We start from the raw sequence: 10,516 nt of genomic DNA on the forward strand, positions 1-10,516 counted from the left end.
GATCTCCAAGCCCGTCGCCGTGCCGGCGGTGCTGGTCGAGGACACCTTCCGGGGGTTGGAGCATCTGGGCGTCGCCGCCCGCGAGCGCGCGCCCCAGGCGCGGCGTGGCGCGGTCACCGGCTCGGTCGGCAAGACCAGCGTCACCCGCGCCGTCGAGGCCGGTCTGCGCCGCGCGGGCAAGGCCCACGCCTCGGTCAAGTCGTACAACAACCATATCGGCGTGCCCCTGACCCTGGCCCGCATGCCGCGCGACACCCAGCGCGCGGTGTTCGAGGTCGGCATGAACCACGCCGACGAGATCACGCCCCTGTCGCGGTTCATTCAGCCGCACGCCGTGGCGATCACCACCGTGGGCCCGGTCCACCTGGAGAACTTCGCCGAGGGCGAGGAGGGCGTCGCCCGCGCCAAGGCCGAGATCTTCGCCGGTCTGCAGCCGAACGGCGTCGCGGTGCTGAACGCCGACAATCCGTGGTTCGGCCTGCTGAAGGCCGAGGCCGAGAAGGCCGGCGCCCAGGTCTGGAGCTTCGGCACGGGCGAGGGGCTCACCGCCCAGTTGACCGTGTTCGCCGCCGGCCCGACCGGCGCCCAGATCACCGCCGTGCTGCGCGGCGAGACCATCCACTTCCCGATCCTGCAGACCGGCGTCCACTGGGGGCTCAACAGCCTGTGCGTGCTGCTGATGCTGGAAGCGCTGGACGTCGATCGCGAGACCGCCCTGGCGGCCCTGGCCGAGTTCGAGCCGATCGAGGGGCGCGGCGCCGAGCGCGTGGTCCGCGTGCCTGGCGGGACCTTCACGCTGGTCGACGAGAGCTACAACGCCAATCCCGTCTCGATGAAGGCCGCCCTGGCGACGCTGGGCGCGCGCCAGGTGGCCGGCCGCCGCATCGTGGTCCTGACCGACATGCTGGAGCTGGGCCCCCTGGGCCCTCGTTTCCACGCGGATCTGGCGACCCCCATAACGGCCGCCGACATCGATCTGGTGTTCTGCGCCGGATCGTTAATGAAATCTTTATGGGAAGCGCTTCCGCCGACTCGGCGGGGCGGTTACGCCGAGAGCGCCGCCGAACTCGCGCCCCAGGTCGCCTCGGCGATGAGGGCGGGGGACGTGGTGATGGTGAAGGGTTCGAACGGATCGAAGGCAGGGGCCGTGGCCGCCGCCCTCGGCGCGCTCGACCTCGTGGGACAGGGCTGATGCTGTATTTCCTCTATAATTGGCTCTCGCAGGGCGGGCACGAGCATGTGCCGGTCCTCAACCTGCTGAAATACCTGACCTTCCGCACCGGCATGTCGATGCTGACGGCCTATATCGTGGCCGTGGCCATGGGCTCGCGCTTCATCCGCTGGATGAAGGCCCGGCAGGGCAAGGGTCAGCCGATCCGCACCGACGGCATCGCCCGCCACGTCACCGAGAAGGCCGGCACGCCCACCATGGGCGGGTTCATGATCCTGGCCGGCCTGTTCGTCGGCTCGCTGCTGTTCGCCGACCTGCGCAACGTCCACGTCTGGGTGGTGCTGGGCATCACCGCCGCGTTCGGCGTGTTGGGCTTCATGGACGACTACGCCAAGGTCACCAAGCAGACGACCGCCGGCCTCTCCAGCGGCCAGAAGCTGATCGCCCAGTTCGTCGTCTCGATCCTGGCGGCCGTGGCGCTGATCATCTTCGCGCCCAAGACCTCGATGACGCCGGGCCTGGAGACCTCGCTGGTCTTCCCGATCCTGAAGAACCTGGTGATCAATCTGGGCTGGTTCTACGTGGCCTTCGCGGCGATCACGATCGCCGGCTTCTCCAACGCCGTGAACCTGACCGACGGGCTGGACGGCCTGGCCATCGTGCCGGTGATGTTCGCCGCCTCGACGTTCGGCCTGATCGCCTACCTGGTCGGCAACTTCAAGTTCGCCGACTATCTGAACCTGCACTTCGTGCCCGGCGTCGGCGAGCTGGCCGTGGTGTGCGGCGCGATCATCGGCGGGGGCATGGGCTTCCTCTGGTACAACGCCCCGCCGGCCAAGATCTTCATGGGCGACACCGGCTCGCTGGCCCTGGGCGGGGCCCTGGGCTCGATCGCCGTCTGCGCCAAGCACGAGCTGGTTCTGGGCATCGTCGGCGGCCTGTTCGTGGCCGAGGCGCTGTCGGTGATGATCCAGGTCGCCTACTTCAAGAAGACCGGCAAGCGCATCTTCCTGATGGCGCCGATCCACCATCATTTCGAGAAACTCGGCTGGGCCGAGAGCACCGTCGTGGTCCGTTTCTGGATCGTGGCGATGATGCTCAGCTTCGTCGGTCTCGCCACCCTGAAGCTGAGATAGGAAGGGGCGCGCCATGATCCCGGTCCGCGGTTTCGAGGGCAAGACCGTTGCCGTGTTCGGCCTGGGCCGGACGGGGCTGACGGCCGCGCGCGCGCTGATCGCCGGCGGGGCCAAGGTGGCGCTGTGGGACGAGAAGCCCGCCAGCCGCGAGGCGGCCGTGGCCGAGGGCCTGAACGTCGTCGACCTGTCGACCAGCGACTGGAGCGGCTACGCCGCCCTGATGCTGTCGCCGGGCGTGCCGCTGACCCATCCCAAGCCGCACTGGACGGTCGGCAAGGCCAAGGCCGCCGGGGTCGAGGTGCTGGGCGACATCGAGCTGTTCGCCCGCACGGTGAACGCGGCGCCCGACCACAAGAAGCCCAAGATCGTCGCCATCACCGGCACCAACGGCAAGTCGACCACGACCGCCCTGATCGGCCACCTGTGCCGTCAGGCCGGTCGCGACACCCGGGTGGGCGGCAATATCGGCGAGGGCGTGCTGGGCCTGGAAGACATGCACGGCGGCGCGGTCTACGTGCTGGAACTGTCCTCGTACCAGCTGGACCTGACCTCCAGCCTCAAGCCCGACGCCGTGGTGCTGCTGAACATCTCGCCCGACCACCTGGACCGTCACGGCGGCATGGACGGCTACATCGCCGCCAAGCGCCGGATCTTCCTGAACCAGGGCAAGGGCGACACCGCGATCATCGGGGTGGACGATCCCTGGTGCCAGCAGATCTGCACCGAGATCACCGCCGCCAACCGCCGCACCATCTGGCCGATCAGCGCCGGCAAGGCCATGGGCCGGGGCGTCTACGCCCTGCAGGGCGTGCTGTACGACGCCACGGGCGATCGGGTGACCGAGATGGTCGATCTGCTGCGGGCCCGCAGCCTGCCCGGCCGCCACAACTGGCAGAACGCCGCGGCCGCCTTCGCCGCCGCCCGCGCCCTGGGGATCCCCGCGCACCAGGCCGTCGACGGCCTGATGAGCTTCCCGGGCCTGGCCCACCGGATGGAGACGGTCGGCAAGCTCGGCAAGGTCCGCTTCGTCAACGACAGCAAGGCCACCAATGCCGACGCCGCCCGCCAGGCGATGTCGTCCTATCCCAAGTTCTACTGGATCGCCGGCGGCGTGGCCAAGGCGGGCGGCATCGACGACCTGGTCGATCTGTTCCCGCGCGTGGCCGGCGCCTATCTGGTCGGCCAGGCCGCCGAGGACTTCGGCAAGACCCTGGAAGGCAAGGCCCCGGTGCGCCAGTGCGGCGACATCGAGACCGCCGTCGCGGCCGCCTATGCCGATGCCGCGGCTTCGGGCGAGGAAGCCATCGTCCTGCTGTCGCCCGCCTGCGCCTCGTTCGACCAGTTCGCCGACTTCGAGCAGCGGGGCGAGGCGTTCCGCGCGGCTGTCAACGGGCTGGGCAAGGCTCCGGCTTCGGCGGCGAAGAGGGCTTAGGTCTCGGCGGCTAACACCTGCCCCCTACGGGTCGCTGCGCGACCGTCTTACCCCAAAGGGGAAGAGGAGCCGCGTTTCGTCCTCTGCCCCCTATGGGGACGGATAGACCGCGAAGCGGTCAGGTGGGAGCAAGCATTAGCCGCACGGCTTAGAAGCGCTACAACAACACTCGCTTAACCCTAAACTCCGACCCTCCGGCCATGACGTTCCAGACCACCCACGCCTTCGCCCGCACCGACCGTTCGCGGCTCGGCGTCTGGTGGTGGACGACCGATCGCTGGCTGCTCGGCGCCACGGCGATGCTGGTCACCGTGGGCGTGCTGCTGTCGTTCGCCTCCAGCCCGGCGGCCGCCGCGCGGATCGGCATCGACGATCAGTTCCATTTCGCCGTGCGTCAGTGCGTGTTCGGCATGGGCGCGGCGCTGATCGTGCTGTCGGTGTCGATGCTCAGCCCCAAGGGCATCCGGCGCTCGGCCTTCTTCATCTACCTGGCGGCCATCGGGGTGATGGCGGCCTTGCCGTTCATCGGCCACAGCGCCAAGGGCGCGGCCCGCTGGCTGCTGATCGGCGGCTTCACCTTCCAGCCGTCGGAATTCATGAAGCCGGCCCTGATCGTGCTGGTCTCGTGGATGTTCGCCGAGGGCCAGAAGGGCGAGGGGGTGCCGGGCGTCTCGATCGCCTTCTTCCTGTATTTCGTCGCCGTGGCCCTGCTGCTGATCCAGCCCGACGTCGGCCAGACCGTGCTGATCACCATCGCCTTCGGGGCCGCGTTCTGGATGGCCGGGGTGCCGATCTCGTGGATCATGGGCCTGGGCGCGGTCGCGGTCGGCGGGCTGATGTCGACCTATTTCCTGTTCGACCACGTCCATGCCCGGGTGCAGAAGTTCCTCAGCCCGGACCAGGCCGACACCCACCAGATCACCCGCGCCGCCGAGGCCATCCACGCCGGCGGCCTGTTCGGGCGCGGCCCGGGCGAGGGCGTGATGAAGCGCCACGTGCCCGACCTGCACACCGATTTCATCTACTCGGTCGCCGCCGAGGAATACGGCCTGGTGTTCTCGCTAGCGCTGATCACCCTGTTCGCCTTCATCGTGGTGCGCGGGCTCTACAAGGCCATGAAGCTGACCGACACCTTCGAGCAGGTGGCCGCCTCGGGCCTGTTCGTGCTGGTGGGCCAGCAGGCCTTCATCAACGTGGCCGTGAACCTCAACATGATCCCGACCAAGGGCATGACCCTGCCCTTCATCAGCTATGGCGGTTCGTCGATGCTGGCCATGGGCCTGACCCTGGGCATGGCCCTGGCGTTGACGCGCAAGCGTCCGGGGGCCTATGGCGGGGCGGGAGAATTCGATCAGGCGGGGGCCTAAGATTCTCCTGAGGAGAGCCGCCTTGCCCGTCATTCGCTCGCGTTTCGGAGCCGCATCACAATGACCAAGCTGGCAGTCGTCGCCGCCGGGGGCACCGGCGGGCACCTGTTTCCCGCCCAGGCCMTGGCCGAAACCCTGGCCGGACGCGGCTGGCGCATCGTGCTGGCCACCGACGAGCGCGGCGCGCTCTACGCCGACAAGTTCCCGGCCGAGGAGCGCCTGGCGCTCTCGGCCGCCACCGCCAAGTCCGGCGACATCATCGGCATGGCCAAGGCCGGCTTCACGGTCTGGCAGGGCGTGAACCAGGCCAAGGCCGCGTTCAAGCGGCTGGACCCTGCCGTGGTCGTGGGCTTCGGCGGCTATCCCGCCTTGCCGGCCCTGCTGGGCGCCCTGGCCCAGAAGCGCCCCACCGTGATCCACGAGCAGAACGCGGTGCTGGGCCGCGTGAACCGCTACCTGGCCCCCAAGGTCGACGAGGTCGCCTGCGCCTTCCCGATCCTGGAGCTGGCCAAGCCGGCGGTGAAGGCCCGCGCCCATGTGGTGGGCAATCCCGTCCGGCCGCCGATCCGCGCCCTCTACGACGTGCCCTACCTGCCGCCCGAGGTGCRGCTGCGCATCCTGGTCACCGGCGGCAGCCAGGGCGCGCGCCTGCTGTCCGAATTGATCCCCGAGGCCGTCGCCAAGCTGCCCGAGGAGATGCGCGGTCGCCTGAAGGTGTTCCAGCAGGCCCGTCCCGAAAGCATGGAAGGCGCCCGCAAGATCTATCGCAACGCCATGGTCGACAACGAGGTCGCGCCGTTCTTCCGCGACATGGCCGGCTATCTGCGCCAGGCCCACCTGGTGATCGGCCGCTCCGGCGCCTCGACCTGCACCGAGCTGGCCGTCGCCGGCCGCCCGTCGATCCTGGTTCCCCTGAAGATCGCCGCCGACGACCACCAGCGCTTCAACGCCCGCCAACTGGAAGAGGCGGGCGGCGCAGCCGTCTGCCTGGAAGACGAACTGACCGTCGACGCCATGGCCGGGGCGCTGAACGCGTTGCTCAAGGACCCCGAGCGCCTGGGCCGCATGGCGGCGGGCGCGCGCAAGGTGGCGGTGCCGGACGCGGCCGAGAAGCTGGCGGACCTGGTGGAGAAGACGGCGCGCTAACGCGGCTTTCCCTTCCAGCGCTCATCCCGCCGCACGCGTGAACTGCATCAGCCAGTTGGTCTCCCAGGTCTTGCCGCCGTCGGTCGAGAAGGCCTGGTCCCACTTGGCGGTAGTGGCGGTGATCTCCGACCAGCGGAAGCGCGCGATGATCGGCCGGCCCTCGTGGGTGTCGGCGCCCTGGAATACGCCGACCCCGTCCTTGAAGCCGCCGCGGACCGGCGGGTCCATCCCGCCCAGGCGCGAGTCGATCCACCAGATCGACCACTGGCGCGTCTGCGCGTTGAAGGCGCGGACGCCGACGCCGCGATAGGTCCCGTTCGGCAGCTCCAGCACGTTGTCGTCGACATTGCCGACGCCGTCCATCAGGGGCCAGTTGACGCAGGTTCCGGCGAAGTCCTCCCACTGCGTGTCGCCGACCAGCCGCGTCTTCAACCGCCGATGCTGGACGTTCCAGCGCCCGACCAGGAAGGCCCAGTCGTCGGGGCCGCCGGTGATTCCCTGGCTCGGGTCCGGGCCAGGAGGGCTAGCCTCGGCATGCGCCCCGAGCAGGACGCTGGTGATCAGGCCCGCGGCAATCGCGCCGCGGCGGGTCTGGAGCGGAGGGCTCGCTGTCATGACGACCTCTCAGGTGGTGAAGGTTCGTCACCGAGGATAGCGGCCATCCCACGTCGCACTTGGGGGCGATTGCGAAAAACGCGGCGTCAGGGCTCGGCGCCGGTGGCGATCAGCGGTCGCCCAAGCTTGACGGCCTCTTCCAGGCTGGTCGCCACCGCCACGCCCGCATAGGGCCGCCGGCCGTCGCAGACCACCTTGGCCACCGCGTCGTCGGCGCTTCCCGCCGGGATCGTCGCCGCAGGCCGCAGGTCGCCGCTGATCGGGCCTTCCTTGCCGCCGACACGAACGCTGGAGAAGCCGGCGTGGGCGATGGTGCGGGCGTCGCAGTCGAGCACCTCGTAGCGCCAGCCGCCCCAGAAGGCCTCGGCTCCGGCGGTGAAGCCGTCCTCGGTCACCTGCAGCACGCGCAGGCGTGCCGTCCGACCGGTCCAGGCGACGCCGCCCATGTCCACGAAGGCGGCGAAGCGGCCGACGTCGGCCAGGCGCAGCGCCAGCGGCGCCTGCGCCAAGGCGGGCGAGGCGAGGGCGGTCAGGCCCCAAACCAAGCTCGCTCCAAATCCAGCCAAGCTTCGTCCCAGACGGAAATCCACGCGATCTGCACCAAACATCCCGTTTCACCCCGTCGCCAAATCGTCTAATCGAGCCAGATGATCCAGCGTCGACGCCCCGTACCCTTCGAACTCGGCCCCGTGCACTTCATCGGCATCGGCGGCATCGGCATGTCCGGCATCGCCGAGATCATGATCCGCATCGGCTACACCGTGCAGGGCAGCGACGCCAAGGCCAGCGCCAATACCGAGCGGCTGGAGAAGCTGGGCGCGCGGATCTTCATCGGCCAGGACGCGGCCAATGTCGAAGGCGCTTCGGCCATCGTCTATTCCACGGCGATCAAGGCCGACAATGTCGAGATGGCCGCCGGCCGCGACAAGCGCCTGCCGCTGGTGCGCCGCGCCGAGATGCTCGCCGAGCTGATGAGACTTCAGTTTTCAGTGGCTGTGGGCGGCACCCATGGCAAGACCACCACCACCTCGATGGTCGCGGCCCTGCTGGACGCCGGCGCCCTGGACCCCACCGTGGTCAACGGCGGGATCATCAACGCCTACGGCACCAACGCCAAGGTCGGCGAGGGCGACTGGATCGTGGTCGAGGCCGACGAAAGCGACGGCAGCTTCCTGAAGCTGAAGTCCACCGTGGCCATCGTCACCAATATCGACGCCGAGCATCTGGACCACTGGGGCGACTTCGACGCGGTGAAGAAGGGCTTCCAGGACTTCATCGAGAACATCCCGTTCTACGGCTTCGCGGCGGTCTGCACCGACCACCCGGAAGTCCAGGCCCTGACCTCGCGGATCGAGAACCGCCGCCTGGTGACCTATGGGACCAACCCGCAGGCCGAGGTCCGCGTCAGCAATATCGAGATGGGCCCCGAGGGCGCCGTGTTCGACATCCTGATCTCGCCGCTGTCGGGCGACCTCGTGCTCTACGAGCGCCTGAAGATGCCGATGGCCGGCCATCACAACGTGCTCAACGCCACCGCCGCCGTCGCCGTGGCCCGCGAGCTGGGCGTCGACGCCGACGCCATCCGCGCCGGCCTGGCGGCCTTCGGCGGGGTCAAGCGCCGCTTCACCACCACGGGCGTGGCCAACGGCATCCGCGTCGTCGACGACTACGGCCACCACCCGGTCGAGATCGCCGCCGTGCTGAAGGCCGCCCGCGCGGTCAGCACCGGCAAGGTGATCGCCGTGGTCCAGCCGCACCGCTTCACTCGCCTGCGCGACCTGATGACCGAGTTCAGCTCGTGCTTCAACGACGCCGACACAGTGATCGTCGCCGACGTCTACACGGCCGGCGAGCAGCCGATCGAAGGCGTCGACAAGGACCACCTGGTCGAAGGCCTCAAGAAGTTCGGCCACCGCCGCGCCCTGGCCCTGGAAAACCCCGCCGCCCTCCCGGCCCTGATCGCCGCCGAGGCGCAGTCGGGCGACCTGGTGGTGCTGCTGGGCGCCGGCGACATCACGAACTGGTCCTACGCCCTGCCGGGGCAACTGGAAGCGCTGGCGAAGTGAGCTGGAAGGCTGCACTCCCCGCCGTTCGCGGCAAGCTGCTGGTCGACGAGGCCCTGGCGCCGTTCACTTGGTTCCGGGTCGGCGGTCCGGCCGACGTGGTGTTCCTGCCGGCCGACGAGCAGGATCTTAGCGACTTCCTGAAGGCCCTGGACCCGGCCGTGCCGGTGCTGGCCATCGGCGTGGGCTCCAACCTGTTGGTCCGCGACGGCGGCGTCGAGGGCGTGGTGATCCGGCTGGGCAAGGGCTTCAACACGGTCGAGGCCCTGGGCGACAACCGCATCAAGGCCGGCAGCGCCGTGCCCGACGCCATCCTGGCCCGCAAGGCGGCCGATGCCGGCATYGCGGGACTGGAATTCTATGCCGGCATCCCGGGCACCATCGGTGGCGCGGTGATCATGAACGCCGGATGCTATGGCTCTGAGACTGTCAACGTCGTGAAGTCCGTCCGCGTGATGGACCGCGCCGGCCAGGTGCGCGAACTGGCGGTCGAGGATCTGCACTACACTTACCGTCACAGCGCCCTGCAGGACGGCGAGGTCCAGATCGTTCTGGACGCTGTGTTCGAAGGGACCGCAGACGAGCCCTCCGAGATCAAGTCCCGCATGCGCGCTATCACCGAGCGTCGCGAGACCACCCAGCCGATCCGCGAGAAGACCGGCGGCTCGACGTTCAAGAACCCGCCGGGCCACTCGTCGTGGAAACTGGTCGACGACGCCGGCTGGCGCGGCCGGCTGTACGGCGGGGCGATGTTCTCGCCGCTGCACAGCAACTTCCTGATCAACACCGGCGAGGCCACCGCCGCCGACCTGGAAGGCCTGGGCGACACGGTCCGCGCCGACGTGCTGGCCAAGACCGGCGTGCAGCTGGACTGGGAAATCAAGCGCATCGGGCGGGCGTAGCCTTTCAACCGCTCATCCCGGCGAATGCCGGGACCCAGATGGAATGGCGGTGTGGCGGGCTCCTCTGGCTCAGAGCTTTTCCAATCAGATTCAACACCATGGGATCTGGGTCCCGGCGTTCGCCGGGATGAGCGGGTTTTGGGAGGGTGTGAGCGCAAGCCGAGCAAAGCCAAAGGTTACCGATAGTTCATCCGGTTGTTGCCTATTCTGGGCTCCGAGCGGTGCTATGAGAACGACCCAAACGAGGGAGTCTCCATGCGCCTGTTCCGCACTCTGCTGACCGCCGCCGCCGTTTCCGCCCTGATGGCCGGGGCCGCTTACGCTCAAGACGCCAAGACCGCCGAGGCCTTGCGCGACAAGGCCCTGCTGGACCGCACGGCCTGGGACGTCACCGAGGACCTGACCACCAATATCGGCCCGCGCCTGGTCGGCTCCCCCGCCATGGCCCGCGCCAAGGACTGGGGCGTGGCCAAGTTCAAGGCCCTGGGCTTCACCAACATCAAGGTCGAGGAATTCGCCAAGCCGTCGTGGACGCGCGGCGAGGAGAGCGCCGAACTGGTCGCCCCGTATCCGCTGAAGCTCAGCATCGTCGGCCTGGGCCGCACCGTGCCGACCGGCCCGAACGGGATCGAGGCCGAGGTCGCGCTGTTCAAGACCTACGCCGAGCTGATCGCCGCGCCGGAC

General features: G+C 69.0%; 9 protein-coding genes and 1 pseudogene. 8 read left to right on the forward strand and 2 right to left on the reverse strand.

Features of this window, described 5'->3' with window-relative positions:
* The 5 genes from AC1DZ6_RS10175 to murG form a co-directional block, all read left to right on the forward strand.
* Window positions 1–1,192: UDP-N-acetylmuramoyl-tripeptide--D-alanyl-D-alanine ligase (locus AC1DZ6_RS10175; RefSeq protein WP_477097064.1), on the forward strand; the 1,192-nt coding region annotated here is incomplete at its 5' end.
* Entirely contained in the window at window positions 1,192–2,307 is a 1,116-nt protein-coding gene (gene mraY / locus AC1DZ6_RS10180; RefSeq protein ID WP_477097065.1) for a phospho-N-acetylmuramoyl-pentapeptide-transferase, read from the forward strand. The genes AC1DZ6_RS10175 and mraY, both read left to right, overlap by 1 nt.
* Before the next feature lie 13 nt (window positions 2,308–2,320).
* A complete protein-coding gene (gene murD / locus AC1DZ6_RS10185) occupies window positions 2,321–3,739 on the forward strand; it encodes a UDP-N-acetylmuramoyl-L-alanine--D-glutamate ligase (protein WP_477097066.1) in 1,419 nt (472 codons plus the stop codon).
* Window positions 3,740–3,939: 200 nt separating this feature from the next.
* Window positions 3,940–5,106 carry a putative lipid II flippase FtsW gene (ftsW, locus tag AC1DZ6_RS10190; protein WP_477097067.1) on the forward strand — a complete coding sequence of 389 codons (1,167 nt, stop codon included), beginning with the start codon at window positions 3,940–3,942 and terminating at the stop codon, window positions 5,104–5,106.
* Between the two features lie 60 nt (window positions 5,107–5,166).
* On the forward strand, window positions 5,167–6,252 hold the full coding sequence (murG, locus tag AC1DZ6_RS10195) for an undecaprenyldiphospho-muramoylpentapeptide beta-N-acetylglucosaminyltransferase (RefSeq protein WP_477097068.1): 1,086 nt from the start codon (window positions 5,167–5,169) through the stop codon (window positions 6,250–6,252).
* A gap of 21 nt (window positions 6,253–6,273) precedes the next feature.
* Here murG and AC1DZ6_RS10200 read toward each other — a convergent pair whose 3' ends face one another.
* Window positions 6,274–6,867, reverse strand: coding sequence for a DUF1579 domain-containing protein (locus AC1DZ6_RS10200; RefSeq protein WP_477097069.1), 594 nt, complete (start codon window positions 6,865–6,867; stop codon window positions 6,274–6,276).
* Between the two features lie 86 nt (window positions 6,868–6,953).
* A complete protein-coding gene (locus AC1DZ6_RS10205; RefSeq protein WP_477097070.1) occupies window positions 6,954–7,475 on the reverse strand; it encodes a hypothetical protein in 522 nt (173 codons plus the stop codon).
* A gap of 39 nt (window positions 7,476–7,514) precedes the next feature.
* Here AC1DZ6_RS10205 and murC point away from each other — a divergent pair, with 39 nt between their 5' ends.
* From murC to AC1DZ6_RS10220, 3 genes and pseudogenes are all read left to right on the forward strand, one after another.
* Entirely contained in the window at window positions 7,515–8,933 is a 1,419-nt protein-coding gene (gene murC / locus AC1DZ6_RS10210; protein WP_477097071.1) for a UDP-N-acetylmuramate--L-alanine ligase, read from the forward strand.
* The gene (gene murB, locus AC1DZ6_RS10215) at window positions 8,930–9,832 is read left to right on the forward strand and encodes a UDP-N-acetylmuramate dehydrogenase (protein ID WP_477097072.1); all 903 of its coding nucleotides are present in this window, start codon (window positions 8,930–8,932) and stop codon (window positions 9,830–9,832) included. Before murC ends, murB begins: the two co-directional genes overlap by 4 nt.
* Before the next feature lie 255 nt (window positions 9,833–10,087).
* A pseudogene (locus AC1DZ6_RS10220) lies at window positions 10,088–10,516 on the forward strand (peptidase M28 family protein); the annotation flags it as partial.

It is taken from the genome of Caulobacter sp. P1_B12_2, assembly GCF_056406675.1.

What these genes read in the sequence shown, in the direction of transcription:
- AC1DZ6_RS10205 (WP_477097070.1), bottom strand. Translation starts at nt 7,475, where the DNA reads ATGTTTGGTGCAGATCGCGTGGATTTCCGTCTGGGACGAAGCTTGGCT.
- murD (WP_477097066.1), top strand. Translation starts at nt 2,321, where the DNA reads ATGATCCCGGTCCGCGGTTTCGAGGGCAAGACCGTTGCCGTGTTCGGC.
- mraY (WP_477097065.1), top strand. Translation starts at nt 1,192, where the DNA reads ATGCTGTATTTCCTCTATAATTGGCTCTCGCAGGGCGGGCACGAGCAT.
- AC1DZ6_RS10200 (WP_477097069.1), bottom strand. Translation starts at nt 6,867, where the DNA reads ATGACAGCGAGCCCTCCGCTCCAGACCCGCCGCGGCGCGATTGCCGCG.
- murC (WP_477097071.1), top strand. Translation starts at nt 7,515, where the DNA reads ATGATCCAGCGTCGACGCCCCGTACCCTTCGAACTCGGCCCCGTGCAC.
- ftsW (WP_477097067.1), top strand. Translation starts at nt 3,940, where the DNA reads ATGACGTTCCAGACCACCCACGCCTTCGCCCGCACCGACCGTTCGCGG.